Origin of the sequence: Streptomyces nojiriensis (assembly GCF_017639205.1) — a bacterium.
GTDB classification, from domain to species: Bacteria; Actinomycetota; Actinomycetes; order Streptomycetales; family Streptomycetaceae; genus Streptomyces; species Streptomyces nojiriensis.
Window position 1 is genome coordinate 4,074,961 of sequence record NZ_CP071139.1, and the last position, 19,654, is coordinate 4,094,614.

Below are 19,654 nucleotides of genomic sequence, written 5' to 3' on the forward strand. Positions count from 1 at the left end.
CGGGCGGCACGGCACCTCTAAGGCGTGCCGGGGTCGGTGAGCTGGAGGTCGAGGGGCGGTTCCCCCGTGATGCGGACCAGGTCGGGGCGCAGGTCCGCCGGGGTGGGCATGGCGCTGCCCGGCAGCTGGACGGCGGCCGCGCCGTGGGCCAGTGCCGAGGCGAGGGCGGCCGGGCCGGCGCCGCCCGCGATCAGGAAGCCGGCCAGCGAGGCGTCGCCCGCTCCTCCGGTGCTGCGCACCGCCGGGGCCGGCGCGGTGCCGTAGTAGGTGCCCTCCGCCGAGACCAGGAGCCGGCCGTCCCCGCCGAGGGAGGCCAGTACGGCCCCCGCGCCCCGCTCGCGGAGCTCCTCGGCGGCCTTGATCACGTCCCCGAGGGTGGGCAGCGGGCGCCCCACCGCGGCCGCCAGCTCGGACGGGTCGGACTTGATCACCTCCGGGCGGGCCGCCAGCGCCCCGGGCAGTGCGGGGCCCGGGGCGTCCAGGACGATCCGGGCGCCCGCCGCGTGCGCCCGGGTGACCAGGTCGGCGTACCACCGGGGCCCGATGCCGCGCGGGAGGCTGCCGCAGCAGGCGACCCAGGCGGCTTCGGCGGCGGCGGAGCGGACGGTGTCGAGGAGGAGGGCGGATTCCTCCGGGGAGAGCGCCGGGCCGGGCGAGTTGATTTTGGTGAGGGTGCCGTCCGGTTCGGTGAGCGCGATGTTCGAGCGGGTCTGGCCGGCGATCGACACGGCCGTGACGTCCACGCCCTGCGCGCCGAGGAGTTCGGCGAGCAGGACGCCGGGGGCGCCGCCGAGCGGGAGGACCGCCGTCGTGCGGACACCCGCGGCGGCCGCGGCGCGGGAGACGTTGACGCCCTTGCCCCCGGGGTCGACCCGTTCACCGCCTGCGCGCAGCACCCGGCCGCGGACCAGCGGGGGGATCTCGTAGGCCCGGTCGAGGGAGGGGTTGGGGGTGACGGTGAGGATCATACGAGCACAACTTCCGTACCGGCGGCTTCGATCGAGGCCTTGTCGGCGGGGGCGAGCCCCGTGTCCGTGATGAGCAGGTCGACGTCGGCGAAGGAGCCGAAGCGCGCGAAGTGCTCCTGTCCGGCCTTGGCCGAGTCGGCGAGGAGGACGACGCGGCGGGCGGCGGCCATCGCGGCGCGTTTGACGGCCGCCTCGCCGAGGTCGGGTGTGGTCAGGCCGCCATCGGCGGTGAACCCGTTGGTCGCGAGGAAGAGCACGTCGGCGCGGATCTCGGCGTACGCGCGCAGTGCCCACGCGTCGACGGCGGCCCGGGTGCGGTGGCGGACGCGGCCTCCGACGAGGTGGAGGTCGATGCCGGTGTGGTCGGCGAGCCGGGCGGCGACGGGGAGCGCGTGGGTGACCACGGTGAGCGCGACGTCGACCGGGATCGCGGCGGCCAGCCGGGCGATGGTGCTGCCGGCGTCCAGGACGACGCTGCCGCCGTCGGGGAGTTCGGCCAGTGCGGCGGCCGCGATGCGGTGCTTCTCGTCGGCGGCGGTCGCCTCGCGCTCGGTGAGGTCGGGTTCGAAGTCGAGGCGGCCGGCCGGGATGGCCCCGCCGTGCACCCGGCGGAGCAGGCCGGACCGGTCGAGGGCCGTGAGGTCGCGGCGTACGGTCTCGGCGGTCACCTGGAAGCGGTCGGCGAGGGAGAGCACGTCGACGCTGCCCGCCTCGCGGGCGAGACGCAGGATCTCGTGGCGCCGCTCCGGTGCGTACATGTGGATTTGCGTCCGTTTCATTCCCTAATGGGTGGATTCACACCACTGTACGCAGGCCTGCGGAGGGAAACAAAAAGGAACGGACATGCCCGCCCGGGAGGGCGGACATGTCCGTGCGGTGGCGCGTGCGGCCCGGCTCAGCCGGCCGGGACCTTCTCCGCGGTGCGGCCGGCGTGCTCGGCGGCGCCCTCGCGCTCGTCCATCGGGAGCGCCCTGCGCGGCAGGACGAACATCACCGCGAAGATCACGACGAGTACGGCCACGACCCACCAGAGCGCGCCGCGGAAGGCCTCCACGTACGGCGGACCGAAGACCATGTCGTCGTCGATCAGGCCGAAGAAGACGACGGAGGTCAGGGCGAGACCCAGCGCGTTGCCCATCTGGCCGGTGGTGTTGATCAGACCCGAGGCGGACCCGGCGTGCTCGCGCGGGACCTCGGAGAGCACGGTGTCGTTCAGCGGGGCCACGATCAGGCCCATGCCGACGCCCATGACGATCAGCGGGGCGGCCATCTGCCAGGAGGCGATCTCCATGCCGTAGTGCTGCGACTCCCAGATGTAGAGGAGCAGACCGGCGGCCATGACCAGCGCACCGGCCTGGAGCACCTTGCGGCCGAAGCGGGGGACGAGCTTCTCGACCGAGAGGCCGGCGGCGACCGAGACCGCGATGGAGAACGGGATGCCGGTGAGACCCGCGCGCAGCACGCTCCAGCCGAGGCCCATCTGCATGTACATCGTCCAGACCAGGAAGAAGATGCCGGTGGCGATGCCGAAGGTCAGCTGGACGGCGATACCGCCGGCGAAGCTCTTGACCTTGAAGAGGGAGAGCTCGACGAGCGGGGAGCCGTCCTTCTTGATCTTGTACTTCTCGTACGCGATGAAGGCGGCGAAGACGAAGGGCGCCGCACCCATGCAGACGAAGCCCCACAGCGGCCAGTCGTTCTCGTGGCCGTGGGTCAGCGGGAAGATCAGCAGGACCAGGGCGAGGGTGGCGAGGACGACGCCGACCAGGTCCAGGCGCAGCGCCTTGGGGGCCTTGGACTCGGCAATGAACTTGCGGCCCAGGATCACGCCCATGATGCCGACGGGCAGGTTGATCAGGAAGATCGGGCGCCATCCGAGACCGAAGAGGTCCCACTCGATGAGCAGTGCGCCCAGCAGCGGGCCCGAGACGGCGGCGAGGCCCACGATCGCGCCGAACATGCCGAAGACCTTGCCGCGCTCCTGCGGCGGGAAGGTGACGTGGATGATCGCCAGGACCTGCGGCACCATCAGGGCGGCCATACCGCCCTGCAGGAGGCGGGCCGCGACGAGCACGTCCGGGTTGGCGGCGATCCCGCAGAGCAGCGAGGCCGCGGTGAACCCGGCGATGCCGATGAGGAAGACGCGCTTGCGGCCGTAGATGTCACCGAGACGGCCGCCGGTGATCAGGCCCGCCGCGAAGGCGAGGGCATAGCCCGCGGTGATCCACTGGATCGCGCTGGTGGAGGCGCCGAAGTCCTCGCGCATGGTGCGGATGGCTATGTTGACGATCGTGACGTCGACCAGGTCCATGAAGGCCGCGGTCATCACGATGGCGAGCGCCAGCCAGCGGCGGCGGTCGGCGAGCGAGCTGGGTGCGTCGTGGGCTACGTCGTTCCGCTCTTCTGGTTCGGGCCCGTTCTCTCTTTCGGGCGCTGTCTTGGACGTCTCGGTGCTCATGAGGAGAAACTTAGACGGCGTCTAGGTCAGTCTGTGTCCTATTTCGCTGGCAGCCTGGATTCATGACCGACACACCCGCACGGCTGCTCTCCCTGCTGTCCCTCCTCCAGACCCCGCGGGAATGGCCCGGCAGCGAGCTGGCGCAGCGGCTGCGGGTGAGCTCCCGGACCATCCGGCGCGACATCGAGCGGCTGCGGGACCTCGGCTACCCGGTGGAGGCCACCCTGGGCGCCGAGGGCGGATACCGGCTGGTGGCGGGGGCGGCGATGCCCCCGCTGCTGCTGGACGACGAGGAGGCCGTGGCGATCGCGGTGGGGCTGCGGGCCGGGGCCGGGCACGCGATCGAGGGGGTCGAGGAGGCCTCCGTACGTGCCCTCGCGAAGCTCGAACAGGTCTTGCCCTCGCGGCTGCGGTACCGGGTGAGCGCGCTCCAGTCGGCCACGATCGCGCTGTCCCGGGGCGACGGGGCGAGCGTGGACCCGCGGACGCTGACCACGATGGCGTCGGCGGTGGCGGGGCCGGAGCGGCTGAGGTTCGCCTACCGGGCGGGGAACGGGGCCGAGACGCGGCGGCTGGTGGAGCCGTACCGGCTGGTGAGCACCGGGAGCCGCTGGTACCTGGTCGCCTACGACCTCGACCGGGAGGACTGGCGGACCTTCCGGGTGGACCGGGTCGACGAGGCCTTCGCGACGGGGGCCCGGTTCGCGCGGCGGGACCTGCCGATGGAGGCGGAGGAGTTCGTCCGGCGGGGGCTGCGGGGCGGGGAGAAGCAGCCGTACCGGGTGGAGGTCGACTTCGCGGCGGCCCCGGCGGAGCTGCCGGCCTGGCTGCGGGCGGTGGCCCTGCCGGGCGCGGACGGCGAGACGCGGGTGCGCTTCGAGAGCGCGGACGCGCCGGAGTGGACGGCGGCGCGGCTCGCCCTGACGGGGCTGGCGTTCACCGTGCGGGAGCCGGCGGAGCTGCGTGCGGCGGCCGGGGCGCTGGCCGCGCGGCTGTCCGACGCCGTGGCGTCGTAGCCGGGGAGGTGGGCCGGGTGGTGCGGGGCAGGAGAGAGCCCCGGCGCCTGGGGGGGATAGGCACCGGGGCTCGTACGGGGGGGCTCGGCGGCGGGCCGCTAGGCCACGGCGTCGAAGCCGGTGTCGCGCGCCATCCGCTTCAGCTCCAGCAGCGCGTGCTTCTCGATCTGGCGGATCCGCTCACGGGTCAGGCCGTGCTGCTTGCCGACCTCCGTCAGCGTCCGCTCGCGGCCGTCGTCGATGCCGTACCGCATCTTGATGATCGACGCCGTGCGCTGGTCGAGCTTGCCCAGCAGGTCCTCCAGCTCCTCGCTGCGCAGCAGGGAGAGCACGGACTGCTCGGGCGAGATCGCCGAGGTGTCCTCCAGGAGGTCACCGAACTGGGTGTCGCCGTCGTCGTCGACCGCCATGTTGAGGCTGACCGGGTCGCGCGCCCAGTCCAGTACGTCGCCCACGCGCTTCTCCGTCGAGTCCAGCTCGGCGGCGATCTCGGCGTGCTCCGGGTCGCGGCCGTTCTCGCGGTTGAACTCCCGCTGGATCCGGCGGATCCGGCCGAGCTCCTCGACCAGGTGGACGGGGAGGCGGATGGTGCGCGACTGGTCCGCGATGGACCGGGTGATCGCCTGCCGGATCCACCACGTGGCGTACGTGGAGAACTTGAAGCCCTTGGCGTAGTCGAACTTCTCGACCGCGCGGACCAGGCCCGCGTTGCCCTCCTGGATCAGGTCGAGGAGGGGCAGGCCGCTGCGCGGATAGCGCCGGGCCACGGCGACGACGAGGCGGAGGTTCGAGCGGATGAAGACTTCCTTGGCCCGCTCGCCCTCGGCGGCCAGCGCCTCCAGCTCCTCGCGGGTCGGGGTGTCCCCGTCACGTTCTATCGCGCCCTCGAGGATCTGCTGGGCGTAGACGCCCGCCTCGATGATCTGGGAGAGCTCCACTTCCTTGGCGGCGTCGAGCAGCGGGGTGCGCGCGATCTCGTCCAGGTACATGCCGACCAGGTCGCGGTCTGCGATCTCCCCGCCCACAGCGCGTGCGCTGCTCGTGGACTGACGACGGGCGACGGCGCGGGTTGCCATGCGTGCTCCCTTGCGAAGTGTTCGGTCGCGGTGCGGCTGGTGGACGCCGCCGGGACGGCTGCCGACCGGTCCGGTGCGTCACGGACACTCTCCCGAGTGCCCGCTTCCGAAGGAAACAACGACTGGAATCGGGACAGAATTCCCACGCCGCTCCCTGTTTTTCGAGATCTTGCAGTATCCTGCCCCGCCACCAGAGAGGGAGCGGATGTTACAAGATCTCGAAGAGGTGCAGGTCAGGCCCGGAGCGGAAGCCGATCTGGCACCCCTCACGGACCTCTACAACCACTACGTCCGTGAGACTGCCGTCACATTCGACACGGCCGTTTTCACTCCGGAACAGCGCCGCCCCTGGCTGCACTCCCACCCTGAAGACGGGCCGCACCGGCTTCTGGTTGCCTGGACAGGCAATCGAATGGCCGGATACGCCACGAGCAGCGCATTCCGCCCCAAACCGGCCTACGCCTCATCGGTGGAGGCGAGCGTCTACCTCGCCCCGCACGCGGTCGGCCGGGGCATCGGCACACTCCTCTACGAGGCGCTCTTCGCGGCCCTGGCCGACGAGCCCGTGCACCGCGTCTTCGCCGGGATCGCCCTGCCGAACGACGCCTCGGTGCGCCTCCACGAGCGCCTCGGCTTCCGCCGGGTCGGAGAGTTCACGGAGGCGGGCTGGAAGTTCGGCCGGTACTGGGACGTCCGCTGGTACGAGAAGCGCCTGGGCCACCACCCGGCCGGGTGACACCGGCGCATCGCGCGGGTCCTAGCCGAACTGGAGCGAGCGCTTCGAGAGGCCCATCCAGAAGCCGTCCACCGGGGTGCGGGCGGAGGCCAGGTCGGATTCGGCCGCGCCGAGGGTGACGAAGAGCGGGGCGAAGTGTTCCGTGCGGGGGTGGGCCAGGCGGCCCGCCGGGGACTTGTGCTCGAAGTCCAGCAGGGCGTCCACGTCGGACGCGGCCAGGGCCTCGCGGCCCCACGCGTCGAACTCCGCCGACCAGGCGGGGACGCCCGGGCCCGTGTGGCGCAGCGCCGCCAGGTTGTGCGTGAAGAAGCCGCTGCCCACGATCAGTACGCCCTCGTCGCGCAGCGGGGCCAGCTTGCGGCCGATGTCCATCAGCCCGGCCGGGTCCAGCGTGGGCAGGGAGATCTGGAGGACCGGGACGTCGGCCTCCGGGTACATCTCCACCAGGGGGACGTACGCCCCGTGGTCCAGGCCGCGGTCGGGGATGTCCTGGACCGGGGTGCCGGGGGCCCGCAGCAGTTTGCGGACCGAGGCGGCCAGCTCCGGGGCGCCGGGGGCGTCGTAGCGGACCTGGTAGTAGTGCTCCGGGAAGCCCCAGAAGTCGTACACGAGCGGGACGCGCTCGGTGGCACCGAGGGCCAGCGGGGCCTCCTCCCAGTGGGCGGAGACCATCAGGATCGCCCGGGGGCGCGGCAGGCCGGCGGACCAGGCGGCGAGCTCGCCCGGCCAGAGCGGGTCGTCGGCCAGCGGGGGTGCGCCGTGGCTGAGGTACAGGGCCGGTATGCGGGTCACGGGGGCGCTCCTCATGGGTCGGGCCGTCGGTGCGGGGACGCGGACCGTGTGGTTGAAACGCGTACGGAAACAGACTAACCCCGCCTCGTTCAAATTTGAACGAGGCGGGGTCGTCAGTCATTCCGGAAGGCCCTCGGCCCTGATCAGTGGGCGATCACCGGCACCTTGAGCTCGGCGTCCTCGCCGGAACCGGAGGCCACCGGGGCGCCGGCACCCGGACGGCCGGTGTTGATCAGCGTCAGCGCGATGACCGAGCTGGCGACCAGGATGCCGACCGCCCACCAGATGGCGGACGCGTAGCCCTCGACCATGGCCTGCGCCTGGATCAGCTGCCCGGCCGGGCCGCCCGCAGCGGCCTCGGCCGCGTGGTCGGTCAGGAAGGCGGTGGTCGCGGAGGCGGCGATGGTGTTCAGCAGCGCGGTGCCGATGGCGCCGCCGACCTGCTGCGAGGTGTTGACCATGGCGGAGGCGACACCGGCGTCGGCCGGGTTCACGCCGTGCGTGGCCAGGGACATCGCCGGCATGAACGCTGTACCCATGCCGAGGCCGAGCAGCAGCTGCGCCGGCAGGATGAGCGCCGGGTACGAGGACCCGACCTCCAGCTGGGTCAGCATCAGCATGCCGAGGCCGGCGACCAGGAAGCCGGGGCCCATCAGCAGGCGCGGCGGGACGCGGGTCATCAGGCGGGCGCCGATCTGGGTGGAGCCCGTGATCATGCCCGCGATCATCGGCAGGAACGCGAAGCCGGTCTTGACGGGCGAGAAGCCCTTCACGACCTGCAGGTAGTAGGTGAGGAAGAGGAACAGGCCGAACATCGAGATGACGGCGAGGCCGAGCGAGAGGTAGACACCGCCGCGGTTGCGCTCCAGCAGGACGCGCAGCGGCAGCAGCGGGGACTTCACCTTGGCCTCGACGAGGACGAAGGCGGACAGCAGCAGCGCCGAGGCGACGAACATGACGATCGTCAGGACGTCCGACCAGCCGGCGGACTCGGCGCGGGTGAAGCCGTACACGAGGGCGACCAGACCGGCGGTGGACAGGACCACGCCCGGGATGTCGAGCGGCGCGCGGTTGCGGGAGCCGGCGGGCTCACGGATGACCATCCAGGCACCCGCGGCCGCGACGATCGCGAACGGGATGTTGACGAAGAAGGTCCAGCGCCAGTTGAGGTACTCGGTCAGGAAGCCGCCGAGGATCAGGCCGACGGCGCCGCCGCCGCCCGCGATGGCCCCGTAGATGCCGAAGGCCTTGGCGCGCTCCTTGGCGTCGGTGAACATGACGGCGAGCAGCGACAGGGCCGCCGGTGCGAGCAGCGCGCCGAAGGCACCCTGGAGGGCGCGGGCGCCGAGCATCATGGCCTCGCCGTTGGCGGCGCCGCCGAGCGCGGAGGCCAGGGCGAAGCCGATGAGGCCGACGACGAAGGCGTTCTTACGGCCCCACTTGTCGGCGATGCGGCCGCCGAAGAGGAGCAGTCCGCCGAAGGCCAGCGCGTACGCGGTGATGACCCACTGGCGGTTGCCGTCCGAGATGCCGAGGTCGGTCTGGGCGGACGGGAGGGCGATGTTCACGATGGTCGCGTCGAGGACGACCATCAGCTGGGCCAGGGCTATGAAGACGAGTGCCTTCCAGCGGCTGGGGTCGGCAGCCGGCGCAAGGCTCGCGGCTGTTTTTGACATGGGGGTACCCACTTCACTGTGCGGAATGACTGAAAAAGGCTAGTTCTTTAGCTTTGTGCGCGTCACATGGTTTTCTGCCGCAGGTCGTCCAAGGTCGCCGCCGAACCCGGGAGTTCGGAGCGGGCCGGAGCCCGCAACCCGTCGAGGAAGAGCTGGAGATGGCGGTGGGCGAAGCGGTCGGTGTCGAGGCACGCGACACCGGGGAGGGGGCGGCTGAGCTGGGACAGGGCGACCATCAGGTCACCGACACCGATGTCCGTGCGGACCAGCCCGGCATCCTGCCCCGCGGCCAGCAGGGTGACCACGGCCTCCTCCAGCGCGGTGCGTGCCGCCAGGAGTTCGGGGTGTTCGCCGTCGAAGCCCTCGCCGAGCATCGGGCACAGGGCGCCGATCCGCTCGTCCGCGGCAGCGTGCGTGAACCGGCACAGGGCGGCGAAGGCGTCGGGCTCCTCGGCGAGGGAGGCCTCGGCCGAGGCCGTCACCCGGCCCATCGTGAAGAGGACGACGTGGTGGACGAGCGTGGGGCGGTCGGGGAAGTGCCGGTAGAGCGTGGCATTGCCGACGCCGGCCCGGCGGGCGACCTCGTCGAAGGGGGCCGTGGAGCCGGATTCGACGAAGAGCTCGCGGGCCGCCGCCAGGATCCGCTCGCGGTTGCGGACGGCGTCGGCGCGCGGACGCGGGACGCCGGTCGCGGACGCCGGCGCCGGGGCGGTGCTGGTGGAGCTCTTCATTCCGGGGCCTCCCTGGCGCGGACTCGTGGACTCGTGGACTCGTGGACTCGTGGTGCGGACTGCGCGACCGTCCCGCCCAAACGGGGAGCCGCTCCCCGCTTGGCGGGACTCCCATGCAAACGGGGATCGGCTCCCCGGTTATTTCACCCCACCGTGTGATGTGGGTCACCGGCGTGTCCACGTTCGGCCTCTCCCGACGCGCGGGCGCGCCGCGCCCGGCGGAGGGTGATCGAACAGAGCGCAGACCGGGCAGGGCCGGCTGCCGCGGACCCGAAGGCGATCTCCATGCCGCAGACCCGCCACCGGATACGCAGACCACGCCGCACCAGCGCGTACATCGGCCTGACCGCGCTGGCCCTCGGCGTCACGGCGACGGCCAGCACGGGCATATCCGGCCGAGGCAACTCGGCGGCCGGAGCGGTGGCCACGACCGTCGAATCGGCTCTCGCGCCCTGCCGGATCGCGGGCACCATGGGTGTGCAGATGTCCGAGGGCATGCCGACCCCGCCCGGGTACTCGCGCTCGACCGGCGAGATCCGGGCCCTGAACCTGATGATCGACTTCCCTGACGCCAAGGGCGAGGGCACGGCGGCGGACCGGATGGCGGAGTTCTTCCCCCAGACGGCCGAATGGTTCCGCACCAGTTCCTACGGCCGGCTGGTCTACCGGGCCGAGGCGCCGATAAAGGGCTGGCTGCGGATGCCGATGCCCTTCGCCTCGTACGGGATCGAGCGCGGGTCCGCGTACGAGCCGGGCTACCGGCAGCTCGTCGAGCACATAGCGAAGGCCGCCGACCCCGAGGTGGACTTCGCCCGGTACGACCTGATCAACATCCTGGTCACGCCGAACGCCGGGCCGTCCGCCCTGGACACCGTCCTGTCGGTGACCTTCTCGGGCAACGGCGAGGCCCCGGTCGCCGACGGGGTGCCGCTGGCCAACACGTCCTTCGTCTACAGCCGGCAGGACGACGGCTCCGGCACCTACCAGGAGACCGGCTACCGGGTACTCCCCCACGAGAACGGGCACGTCTTCGGGCTGCCCGACCTCTACACCTCGGACGGCGGGAACACGGTCGGGCACTGGGACATCATGAGCGAGGACTGGGGCGCCAACAACGACCTGATGGGCTGGCACAAGTGGAAGCTCGGCTGGCTGGACAGCAAGCAGATCAGCTGCGCGGCCAAGTCGGGCACCAGCGACCACACCCTGTCCCCGCTGGGGATACGGGGCGGCACCAAGCTGGCCTTCGTCCCGCTGTCGGAGAGCTCCGGGTACGCGGTGGAGGTACGGACCCTGGCCGGGAACGACGAGGCCGTCTGCAAACCGGGCGTCCTCATCTACAAGGTGGACTCCGACGTGGACACCGGGCACGGCCCGATCACCGTGTCGGACAGCGCGAGCACGAGCGGCGGCTGCACCCGGCGGCCCAATGTGCACGCGGAGCTCTCGGACGCGCCGTTCCGGCCGGGCGAGACCTTCACCGACGAGAAGGCGGGCATCAGCGTCTCCGTGGTGGGTGAACTGCGCAACGGCAGCTACCAGGTCCGCATCATCCGGCCCTGACCTCCCGGCTCGGGGCGGCGGGCCGGGACCGGGAACGGGCCCCGGGCGGAGTCACGCGCCACGTGACTCCGGCCCCGGTGCTCGCCGTCAGCCTTCCGTGAGCGCCCGGCGCAGCACGTCCACGACCGTGGGGCGGTGCTCGTCGGCCAGCAGGAAGAAGTGGTCGCCGTCGAACCGGAGCACCTGGCACGCCCCGGTCGTGTGGGCGGCCCAGCCGTCGAGCGGCTCGTGCGGGACCAGGGGGTCCGCCGTGCCGCCCAGCACGTGCAGGGGCACGTCGAGCCGTACGTCCTCGAACCCCGCCGCGGCCTCCCGGCCGAGTTCGATGTCCGCCCGCAGTACGCGCGTCACGTGCGCCAGCATGTCCGGATCCTGCAGCACCCACTCCGGGGTGCCGCCGCCCTCCCGCAGCAGCCGGACGGCGTCCTCCTCGGTGGCGGTGGCGTGGGCCCGGCGCGGGGTCCGGCCGGGGGCCTGCCCGCTGACGACGGCCGCCCGGCAGTGCGGGCCGAGCAGGCGCGCGGCGCGGGTGGCCAGGAGCGCGCCGAGGCTGTGCCCGAAGACCACCGTGGGCAGCGGGTCACGGCCGAGCACCTCGTCGGAGACGGAATCCAGGACCTGGTCGAGCCGGCAGCCGGGCGGCTCGCCGAACCGGCGCTCCCGCCCGGGCAGCGAGAGCCCCAGCACTTCCACGTGGTCGGGCAGCGGCTCGACCAGGGGGAACAGGGTGTTGGGGCCGGACCCGGAGTGCGGGAACACCAGCAGTCGCGCCCGGGGCGCGGTCACCGCCTCCCGCAGCCGCAGCAGCGGCCACCACGGCACGCGCGAGGACGTCAGCGCCGTCGATCCCCCGGAGCCGGTCACGGGCAGTTGATGATCTGGCCGGCGTAGGACAGGCCCCCGCCGAACGCGAAGAGCAGTACCGGCGAACCCTTGCGGATCTCACCCCGCTCGATGAGCTTGGACAGCGCCAGCGGGATGCTCGCGGCCGAGGTGTTGCCCGACTCGACGACGTCCTTGGCGATGACGGCGTTGACCGCACCGATCTTGCGCGCCAGGGGCTCGATGATCCGCAGGTTGGCCTGGTGCAGGACGACGCCGCCCAGTTCCTCGGGCTTCACGCCGGCCCGCTCGCAGACCTGGAGGGCGACCTCCGGGAGCGTCGTGGTGGCCCAGCGGTAGACCGACTGCCCTTCCTGGGCGAAGGTGTTGGACGGTGCCTCGATGCGTACGGCCCGGCCCATCTCGGGTACGGACCCCCACACGACCGGGCTGATCTCCGGCTCCTCGGAGGCCACGACGACGGCCGCTCCCGCACCGTCGCCGACGAGCACGCAGGTGGTGCGGTCGGTCCAGTCGACGAAGTCGGTGAGCTTCTCCACGCCTATGACCAGGGCCTTCGTGGCGGAACCCGTCCGTATGCTCTGGTCGGCCAGCGCCATGGCGTGCGGGAACCCGGAGCAGGCCGTGTTCACGTCGATGGCGGCGGGAGCCTTCGCCCCGACCGCGGCGGCCACCCGGGCCGCCATGTTGGGCGAGCGGTCGCGCGCCGTGCACGTGGCCACGATGACGAAGTCGATGTCGCCGCCGGTGAGTCCGGCGTTGGCCAGTGCGTGCTCGGCGGCCTTCGTGGCCAGGTCCGAAACGGACTCGTCCTCGGCCGCCACCCGGCGCGTCCGGATCCCGACCCGGCTCTGGATCCACTCGTCGTCGGTGTCGACCATGCGCTCGAGATCGGCATTGGTCAGGACTTTTGACGGCTGATAGTGCCCGAAGGACAGGACACGCGACCCCACCATCAGTGTTTCTCCTCGCTCCGTGGACCCCCGATGCGGATCCTGATTGACCGATGGTCAGACTATGCAGCGGCCCGGCCGGCCCGCCCCTGCGTACAAGCCGTTTTCCGCCGATGCCGCGCATGGTTCAAGCCGATTCCGGCCTTTCGTATCCGCCGTGCATCTGCCGTGCATCCGCCGCGTATCGGTGAGCGCTCGGCCACCCATCGGATCGCGCACCCGGCTCCGGCGGCGGCCGTCCCGCCCGATGTCTCCCGTATCGTTCCTTCCGGATCGTCGGCGGCGTGCGGGTGCTCGCCGGAGCGGCGCTCCGCCCGGCCCGTACGAACAGGAGTCCCGCCCGTGCCCTCACCCGCCCCGGCGCCGGAATCTCCGCCTCCGGTCCGCGTGCTGCTGGTCGAGGACGACGAGCTGATGCGCCGGTCCTTCACCGTCGCCCTCGAACGCTACGGCTACCGGGTCACGGCCGCGGCCGACGGACTGACCGGGCTGGAGTCCTTCCGCGACGGCGACGGCTTCGACCTGCTGATCCTGGACGTGATGCTGCCCGGTCTCGACGGGATCGGGCTGTGCCGCCGGGTCCGCGAGACCAGCCTGGTGCCGGTGCTGATGATGTCCGCCCGCGGCGACGGCCTCGATGTCGTCGCCGGGCTGGAGGCCGGGGCCGACGACTACGTGGTCAAGCCCGTGGACACCTACGTCCTCGTGGCACGCATCCGCTCGCTGCTGCGAAGGGCGGCCTACGCGCCCGCCCCGGGCGGCGAGCCGGCCGCCGGCCAGGAGGACGTACTGACCTTCGGCGACCTGACCATCGACACCGGCGGGATGGAGGTGTCCCTCTCCGGAACCCCCGTGGCGCTCACCCCCACCGAGCTGAAACTGCTGCTGGAGTTCGCCGCCCACCCGGGCATCGTGCTGGAACGGCACACCCTGCTGCGCAACGTCTGGGAGTACGGCTGGGACGGCGACAGCCGCGTCGTGGACCTGGCCGTGCAGCGGCTGCGCAAGAAACTGGGCCGGGAGCGGATCGAGACGGTCCGCGGCTTCGGCTACAAGCTCAGGCGCTGAGGCCGGTGCACCCCCCGCGCCGGCTGTGGTGGCCGGCCCGTGTGCCCCTGCGCTGGAAGATCGCCGCGCTGGCGGCGGCCACGGCGTGCCTGGTCGCCCTGGCGGTGGGCGTCCTCGTCCACGTGTGGACCGCGATGGACGTCCGCGACCGGGCCGAGATGGAAGCCACCAACACCGTGTACTCCGCCATGGACGTCTACCGGCGCACCGGAACGCTGGCGGGCGGCGCCGAGCTCGATCCGGCCGAACTGCCCACCGCCCTGCGCCACCCGGCCGACGGCGACCGGCGGGTGGCCTACGACGGGCGCGTCGAGGGGAACCTCGGGCCGAGCGTCTGGGGCGCCCAGCGGGTCGGCGGCCCGGGCAGCCCGGTGCTCGCCGTGCGGATCAACATGAGCCCGCAACTCCACGACCTGCGCCGCCTCGACGCGAGCATGGCGGTGGCCTCCCTCGTCTCGCTCGCCGCGGCGCTGCCCCTGGCGGTCTACGGGGCCGGGCTGGTCGCCCGCCGGCTGCGCCGGGTCGCCGAGACCGCGGCCCGGATCTCCGCCGGGGACCTCGACGCCCGCACCGGCTCCGCCCTGGGCCATGCCCGGGGGCGCGACGAGGTGACCGACATCGCCGCCACCGTCGACCTCATGGCCGACAGCCTCGGCCGACGGCTGCGCATCGAGCGGCAGTTCACGGCGGACGTGGCCCACGAACTGCGTACCCCGGTCGGCGGTCTGCTGGCCGCCACCGACCTGCTGCCGCCCGGCGAGACGGAGGACCTGCTCCGGGCCCGCGTACGGGACCTGCGCGGTCTGGTCGAGGACCTGCTGGAGATCTCCCGGCTGGACGCGGGCGCGGAGGCGCCGGTACGCGCCCGGGTCCCGCTCGCCGCGGTGGTCGCCGAGGCGGTGGCCCGTACCGGTCTCGACGCGGAGGTCAGCGTCACCGAGGCACCGCAGGCACCGCAGGCACCGCAGGCACCGACGGTGGAGTCCGTGGAGACCGTGGAGACCGATCCGCGCCGCCTGGAGCGGATCGTCGGAAACCTCGTCGTCAACGCGCACCGGCACGGACGTACCCCGGTGCGGGTCACCGTCGAGGGCCGGACCGTCGTCGTCCGCGACCACGGCCCCGGCTTCCCCGCCGACCTGCTGCTCGACGGCCCGCGCCGGTTCCGTACGGGCGCCGCGGAGCGGGGCGCGGGACACGGCCTCGGCCTGACCATCGCCCTGGGCCAGGCCCGGGTGCTCGGCGCCGAACTGCGTCTGGAGAACGCACCGGACGGCGGCGCCGTCGCCACCCTGCGGCTCCCGCGCTGACCGCCCCCGCAGGACTGCCGCACAACGGCGCGGAAGCAGATACACGGCGGCCCCGGCCCTGATACGTCCCCCCGACACCCTTCGGCGTGCACCCCTGTTCCCGCCGCACCCGAAGTGGAGTCCTCGTGACCGCCGACCCGTTCTCCTCCCGTCCGACGCCCGGTATCGCGGCCTCCACCACCGACCTGTCCAAGGTCTACGGCAGCGGCGACACCCGCGTGGTGGCCCTGGACCGCGTCAGCGTCTCCTTCCGGGAGGCAGAGTTCACCGCGATCATGGGTCCCTCCGGCTGCGGCAAATCCACCCTCATGCACTGCGCCGCGGGCCTCGACTCCGTCAGCTCCGGCTCCGTCCGCATCGGCACCACCGAGCTGGGCACGTTGGGCGACCGGCACCTCACCGAGCTGCGCCGGGACCGGATCGGCTTCATCTTCCAGGCGTTCAACCTGTTGCCCACCCTGACCGCGCTGGAGAACATCACCCTGCCGCTGTCCATCGCCGGACGCCGCCCCGACCGGCAGTGGCTGGACCGCGTGGTGTCCATGGTCGGCCTCGCCCAGCGGCTGGACCACCGGCCCGGACAGCTCTCCGGCGGGCAGCAGCAGCGCGTCGCGGTGGCCCGGGCCCTGGCCACCCGGCCGGCGATCGTCTTCGGCGACGAGCCCACCGGCAACCTCGACTCCCGTGCCGGGGCCGAGGTCCTCGGCTTCCTGCGCGACTCGGTGCGCGAACTGGGCCAGACCGTGGTCATGGTGACCCACGACCCGGTCGCCGCCTCCTACGCGGACCGCGTCGTCTTCCTCGCCGACGGACGGCTGGTCGACGAGATGGTGCGCCCCACCCCGGACCGGGTGCTGGACCGGATGAAGCAGTTCGACACCCGCGCACGCACGAGCTGACCCTCCCCCTCCCCCGTTCCTGCCCCCGCCCCCGCCCCGGAAGCCACTCACCCATGCTGAAAACAGCCCTGCGCAACGTCCTCGCGCACAAGGCCCGGCTGCTGATGACGGTGCTCGCCGTCACCCTCGGCGTCGCCTTCGTCTCCGGCACCCTGGTCTTCGCGGACTCCTCCACCGCGGCCCACCGGGCCGCCGTGTCGAAGGACTACGCCGACATCGCGGTCACCGTGACCCCGAAGGACCCCCCGCCCGGCGCCCCCGGCGCGGCCGGGTCCGCCGGGGGCGCCGGGGGCGCCGGGTCCGCCGGGGACGAGCACGCCACCGTCCTCGACGACGGACTCGCCCGCAAGCTGGCCGGGCTGCCGGGCGTCGCCGCCGTACGGCCGTCCGCGGACGGCCCGGCCACCCTCAACTCCTCGGACGGCACCCCCCTGCGCACCGGCCGGATCTGGGCGCACCGGGCGGCCGCCTACGTTCCCGGCGCCGACGGCAAGGACAGCCGCCACCCGCTGACCGAGGGCCGCGCCCCCCGCGACGGCGAGGAGATCGCCGTGGACAGCGGCACCGCCGCCACCGGCCGGTTGCGCATCGGCGAGCAGATCACGCTGGCCACGGACGGCCCCGCCATGACCAAGCGGCTCGTCGGCATCGTCACCACCCGGGACACCCGGGTGACGGCCGGCGGCACCCTGGTCCTGTTCGACAAGGCCACCGCACAGCAGTTGTTCGCCTCCCCCGGCCGCTACACCTCGATCGACCTGTCCGCCGTACCCGGCACCGACACCGCCGAACTCGCCCGCCGGGTCACCGACCTGCTCCCCGCCGACCGGGCCGAGGCCACCACCGGCACCGCGCAGGCCGCCCAGCAGGCCGTCCTCGTCGACACGCTCACCCGGGGCAACGAGAAGCTGTCGCTGGTCTTCGCCGGAGTCGCCCTCTTCATCGGGTCGTTCCTGATCGTCAACACCTTCACCATGCTCGTCGCCCGGCGCACCCGTGAGATCGCCCTGCTGCGGGCGATCGGTGCCACGCGCCGCCAGGTCGTGCGCTCCCTCCTGTGGGAGGCCGTCCTCCTCGGCCTCGCCGCCTCGGTCCTCGGTTTCCTGCTGGGCCTCGCCATCGCCTCCGTACTGCCGGAGATCCTGAGCACCACCGGGGACCCGCTGCCCCGCGGCCCCCTGGTGATCGGCCCGCTCCCCGTGGCGGCCGCACTCGCCGTCGGGGTGGGCGTCACGGTGCTCGCCGCATGGCTGCCGTCCCGCAAGGCGGCGCGGATCGCCCCGGTCGAGGCCATGCGCGCGGCCGAACAGCCGCCCACCGCCACCGCGTCCCGGGTCCGCGGCGCGGCCGGCGCCCTGCTGCTCGCCCTCGGCGCCGGACTGCTGCTGTCGCTCGCCGGGGCGAAGGACGCCTCCGAGGAGAACCTGCGGAACGCGATGTTCGGCTGCGCCCTCCTCGTGATCGCCGTGATCGTGCTGGCGCCGCTGCTCGCCGTCCCCGTGATCCGGCTGGGCGGACGGCTGACCGGCCGCCTCGGCATCGCGGGCCACCTCGCCCACCGCAACGCGCTGCGCGACCCGCGGCGTACCGCCGCCACCGCCTCCGCCCTGATGGTCAGCACGGCGCTGGTCGCCGGGCTCGCCGTCATCGGCCACTCCACCGGGCAGGCGCTCGACCGCCAGGCCGCGGCCGGCCTCAGCGCCGACTACGTGATCAGCACCCACACCTCGTCGGCCGGCATCGACCCGGCCGCCGTACAGCGGATGACCGCCACCCCGGGTGTACGGACGGCGACCGCGGTCACCGACTCCACCCTCTTCATCGGCGGTGGCGTCCGCCAGATCTCCGGGGTCGACCCGGCCGCCGCCCCGTCCGTCATGAAGCTGGACTTCGTCAGCGGCTCCCTGAAGGACCTCGGACCGGGCCGCATCGCCCTCTCCGGCACCCTGGCCCGCGCGAACGGCGTGCGTACCGGCGACCGGATCGACGCCCGGATCGGCGGCCCCGGCCAGGACCGCACCCCGTACACGGTCGTCGGCGTCTACGAGGACAACCCCACCGCCCGCGACGCCCTGGGCACCCGCACCGAGGTCCAGGGCAAGAGCCTCGAACCCGGATCCGTCCAGCGCGTCCTCGTCCGCGCGGACGGCGGCGCCGACGGCGGCGCCACGAAGGACCGCCTGCGTACCGCCACGGGCAACAACCCGCTTCTGCAGGTCCAGGACCGGCGGGAACTCGTCCAGGAGGCCGCCGGTTCCCTGGGCACCCTGCTGACCCTGACGTACGGCCTGCTCGCCATCGGCGGCGTGATCGCCGCCCTCGGCATCATGAACACCCTGGCCATGTCGGTGTCGGACCGCACCCGCGAGATCGGCGTCCTGCGCGCCATCGGCATGGACCGCGCCGGCATCCGCCGGATGATCCGCGTCGAATCCCTGACCGTGGCCGCCTTCGGCACCCTGCTGGGCCTGGCGGCCGGCCTGTTCGGGGCCTGGACGGTCGGCGCCCTGGCCAACGGCGCACTGAAGGGCTACTCCCTGGCCCTCCCCTGGGACACGCTGCTCCTCCTCTGCCTGGTCTCCCTCGCCACGGGCGCGGTGGCGGCCGCCCTGCCGGCCCGCCACGCGTCGGCCCTGAGCCCCCTGGAGGCGGTCGCCGAGCTGTAGGGGTCAGACCGGATCCCAGGGCACGGGATCCGGGCGGCGGTACCACCACCGGCCCAGCCGGTCCCGTCCCGGGGGCCGGCCGGTCAGCTCCTCGACGAGACTCCCCGACGGGTCCGCCTGCGTCGCCCGGACGAACCGCAGGTCCAGCTCCTCCACCGCGGCGTCGAGCAGCCGGCGTACTTCGGGCGGCAGCCGGTCCCCGATGCGGGCGAGCTCGTCGCGTGCTTCGAGGCGTTCGCGGTAGAGGTCGGCCGGATACCACCCCGAGGGCGCCCAGCCGGACTCCATCTGCAGGACGACCCGCTCCCACACGGTCAGATGGCCCTCCGGGGACGGGTGGGGGCCGTCGTCGGGCCACAGGGGTGCCGCCGACGCCTTGAAGGCCTCGGCCACCGGGGTCGGCGGCCGCTGCTCCCGGACGATCTCGGCGAACCGCTCCACGACCGCGCGGGGCAGCTGCGGGACCGGCGCCTCCGCGCTGCCGACCGTGTACAGGGGAGGCTCGTCGTCGGACAGTTCGAGCCGGACCCGCGTGACGAGGCCCTGCGGGGTCGCCGCCCAGTAGGCGCTCGGATACGCCTCCTCGGCGGGGAACAGGACGGTCGTCCCGGCGGCCCGCGCGAACCTCGCGGCGACCTCGGACTCGGGTGGCCGATCGGCCACCCGGTCCTGGGCGTAGAGGTCCAGCGACCGGGCCAGGTCGCCGGAGACCGCTTCGTACGTGCACAGGACGGGGGCGGCCCAGTTCCGCGATCCGGGGTCGGCGTCGGCTTCGGCCACGCCGACGTCGGCGGCCGCGACACCGAAGCAGCGGGCCAGTGCGGTGGCCATGGTCTCGGGGGCGAGGGCGTCGACGGTGATCAGGTTGTAGCCCGTGGGCACGGTCCGGTCGCCTCCTC

17 protein-coding genes are annotated in these 19,654 nt (G+C 73.0%); 7 read left to right on the forward strand and 10 right to left on the reverse strand.

Translation table 11 applies throughout. The annotated features are described in order from the left end of the window. Nucleotides 1-17 precede the first annotated feature (17 nt). From pfkB to JYK04_RS18870, 3 genes are all read right to left on the reverse strand, one after another. Nucleotides 18-968, reverse strand: coding sequence for a 1-phosphofructokinase (gene pfkB, locus JYK04_RS18860; RefSeq protein ID WP_189735347.1), 951 nt, complete (start codon nt 966-968; stop codon nt 18-20). Continuing rightward, a complete protein-coding gene (locus tag JYK04_RS18865) occupies nt 965-1,726 on the reverse strand; it encodes a DeoR/GlpR family DNA-binding transcription regulator (protein WP_189735692.1) in 762 nt (253 codons plus the stop codon). Before JYK04_RS18865 ends, pfkB begins: the two co-directional genes overlap by 4 nt. Before the next feature lie 137 nt (nt 1,727-1,863). Next, a complete protein-coding gene (locus JYK04_RS18870; protein ID WP_189735345.1) occupies nt 1,864-3,426 on the reverse strand; it encodes an MFS transporter in 1,563 nt (520 codons plus the stop codon). 62 nt (nt 3,427-3,488) lie between these two features. Between JYK04_RS18870 and JYK04_RS18875 the strand changes: the two genes are divergently transcribed. Further along, the gene (locus JYK04_RS18875) at nt 3,489-4,442 is read left to right on the forward strand and encodes a helix-turn-helix transcriptional regulator (protein WP_189735343.1); all 954 of its coding nucleotides are present in this window, start codon (nt 3,489-3,491) and stop codon (nt 4,440-4,442) included. A gap of 98 nt (nt 4,443-4,540) precedes the next feature. Here JYK04_RS18875 and JYK04_RS18880 read toward each other — a convergent pair whose 3' ends face one another. After that, nucleotides 4,541-5,518 carry a sigma-70 family RNA polymerase sigma factor gene (locus tag JYK04_RS18880; RefSeq protein WP_189735341.1) on the reverse strand — a complete coding sequence of 326 codons (978 nt, stop codon included), beginning with the start codon at nt 5,516-5,518 and terminating at the stop codon, nt 4,541-4,543. A 205-nt stretch (nt 5,519-5,723) separates the two neighbouring features. Between JYK04_RS18880 and JYK04_RS18885 the strand changes: the two genes are divergently transcribed. Further along, nucleotides 5,724-6,254: a GNAT family N-acetyltransferase gene (locus JYK04_RS18885; RefSeq protein WP_189735339.1), complete on the forward strand. Its 531-nt coding sequence runs from the start codon at nt 5,724-5,726 to the stop codon at nt 6,252-6,254. A 21-nt stretch (nt 6,255-6,275) separates the two neighbouring features. On the opposite strand, the gene JYK04_RS18890 is transcribed toward JYK04_RS18885, so the two are convergent. The 3 genes from JYK04_RS18890 to JYK04_RS18900 all read right to left on the reverse strand — a co-directional run bounded on the left by JYK04_RS18890 (nt 6,276) and on the right by JYK04_RS18900 (nt 9,453). After that, on the reverse strand, nt 6,276-7,061 hold the full coding sequence (locus tag JYK04_RS18890; protein ID WP_189735337.1) for a dioxygenase family protein: 786 nt from the start codon (nt 7,059-7,061) through the stop codon (nt 6,276-6,278). 128 nt (nt 7,062-7,189) lie between these two features. Continuing rightward, nucleotides 7,190-8,722, reverse strand: coding sequence for an MFS transporter (locus tag JYK04_RS18895; protein ID WP_189735335.1), 1,533 nt, complete (start codon nt 8,720-8,722; stop codon nt 7,190-7,192). A 62-nt stretch (nt 8,723-8,784) separates the two neighbouring features. After that, entirely contained in the window at nt 8,785-9,453 is a 669-nt protein-coding gene (locus tag JYK04_RS18900) for a TetR/AcrR family transcriptional regulator (RefSeq protein WP_189735333.1), read from the reverse strand. Between the two features lie 285 nt (nt 9,454-9,738). On the opposite strand from JYK04_RS18900, the gene JYK04_RS18905 reads away from it, so the two are divergent. Further along, on the forward strand, nt 9,739-11,016 hold the full coding sequence (locus JYK04_RS18905) for a M6 family metalloprotease domain-containing protein (RefSeq protein WP_189735331.1): 1,278 nt from the start codon (nt 9,739-9,741) through the stop codon (nt 11,014-11,016). A gap of 87 nt (nt 11,017-11,103) precedes the next feature. Here the strand turns inward: JYK04_RS18905 and JYK04_RS18910 are convergent, their stop codons facing one another. Together JYK04_RS18910 and JYK04_RS18915 are read right to left on the reverse strand one after the other, a co-directional pair. Continuing rightward, nucleotides 11,104-11,880, reverse strand: coding sequence for a thioesterase II family protein (locus JYK04_RS18910; RefSeq protein ID WP_189735329.1), 777 nt, complete (start codon nt 11,878-11,880; stop codon nt 11,104-11,106). Further along, nucleotides 11,877-12,815, reverse strand: coding sequence for a beta-ketoacyl-ACP synthase III (locus JYK04_RS18915; RefSeq protein WP_189735327.1), 939 nt, complete (start codon nt 12,813-12,815; stop codon nt 11,877-11,879). Before JYK04_RS18915 ends, JYK04_RS18910 begins: the two co-directional genes overlap by 4 nt. Nucleotides 12,816-13,154: 339 nt before the next feature. Here JYK04_RS18915 and cseB point away from each other — a divergent pair, with 339 nt between their 5' ends. From cseB to JYK04_RS18935, 4 genes are all read left to right on the forward strand, one after another. Then, on the forward strand, nt 13,155-13,880 hold the full coding sequence (gene cseB / locus JYK04_RS18920) for a two-component system response regulator CseB (RefSeq protein ID WP_268254139.1): 726 nt from the start codon (nt 13,155-13,157) through the stop codon (nt 13,878-13,880). 5 nt (nt 13,881-13,885) lie between these two features. Continuing rightward, nucleotides 13,886-15,190: a sensor histidine kinase gene (locus tag JYK04_RS18925; RefSeq protein WP_229875095.1), complete on the forward strand. Its 1,305-nt coding sequence runs from the start codon at nt 13,886-13,888 to the stop codon at nt 15,188-15,190. Between the two features lie 125 nt (nt 15,191-15,315). Beyond that, entirely contained in the window at nt 15,316-16,089 is a 774-nt protein-coding gene (locus JYK04_RS18930; RefSeq protein ID WP_189735325.1) for an ABC transporter ATP-binding protein, read from the forward strand. Nucleotides 16,090-16,142: 53 nt separating this feature from the next. Beyond that, a complete protein-coding gene (locus tag JYK04_RS18935) occupies nt 16,143-18,755 on the forward strand; it encodes an ABC transporter permease (protein WP_189735323.1) in 2,613 nt (870 codons plus the stop codon). Between the two features lie 3 nt (nt 18,756-18,758). Here JYK04_RS18935 and JYK04_RS18940 read toward each other — a convergent pair whose 3' ends face one another. After that, complete coding sequence (locus JYK04_RS18940) at nt 18,759-19,637, reverse strand: hypothetical protein (RefSeq protein ID WP_229875094.1); 879 nt, start codon at nt 19,635-19,637, stop codon at nt 18,759-18,761. Nucleotides 19,638-19,654 lie beyond the last annotated feature (17 nt).

What these genes read in the sequence shown, in the direction of transcription:
- JYK04_RS18885 (WP_189735339.1), top strand. Translation starts at nt 5,724, where the DNA reads ATGTTACAAGATCTCGAAGAGGTGCAGGTCAGGCCCGGAGCGGAAGCC.
- JYK04_RS18915 (WP_189735327.1), bottom strand. Translation starts at nt 12,815, where the DNA reads ATGGTGGGGTCGCGTGTCCTGTCCTTCGGGCACTATCAGCCGTCAAAA.
- JYK04_RS18870 (WP_189735345.1), bottom strand. Translation starts at nt 3,426, where the DNA reads ATGAGCACCGAGACGTCCAAGACAGCGCCCGAAAGAGAGAACGGGCCC.
- JYK04_RS18895 (WP_189735335.1), bottom strand. Translation starts at nt 8,722, where the DNA reads ATGTCAAAAACAGCCGCGAGCCTTGCGCCGGCTGCCGACCCCAGCCGC.
- JYK04_RS18890 (WP_189735337.1), bottom strand. Translation starts at nt 7,061, where the DNA reads ATGAGGAGCGCCCCCGTGACCCGCATACCGGCCCTGTACCTCAGCCAC.
- JYK04_RS18900 (WP_189735333.1), bottom strand. Translation starts at nt 9,453, where the DNA reads ATGAAGAGCTCCACCAGCACCGCCCCGGCGCCGGCGTCCGCGACCGGC.
- JYK04_RS18865 (WP_189735692.1), bottom strand. Translation starts at nt 1,726, where the DNA reads ATGTACGCACCGGAGCGGCGCCACGAGATCCTGCGTCTCGCCCGCGAG.
- JYK04_RS18905 (WP_189735331.1), top strand. Translation starts at nt 9,739, where the DNA reads ATGCCGCAGACCCGCCACCGGATACGCAGACCACGCCGCACCAGCGCG.
- JYK04_RS18875 (WP_189735343.1), top strand. Translation starts at nt 3,489, where the DNA reads ATGACCGACACACCCGCACGGCTGCTCTCCCTGCTGTCCCTCCTCCAG.
- JYK04_RS18935 (WP_189735323.1), top strand. Translation starts at nt 16,143, where the DNA reads ATGCTGAAAACAGCCCTGCGCAACGTCCTCGCGCACAAGGCCCGGCTG.
- pfkB (WP_189735347.1), bottom strand. Translation starts at nt 968, where the DNA reads ATGATCCTCACCGTCACCCCCAACCCCTCCCTCGACCGGGCCTACGAG.
- JYK04_RS18880 (WP_189735341.1), bottom strand. Translation starts at nt 5,518, where the DNA reads ATGGCAACCCGCGCCGTCGCCCGTCGTCAGTCCACGAGCAGCGCACGC.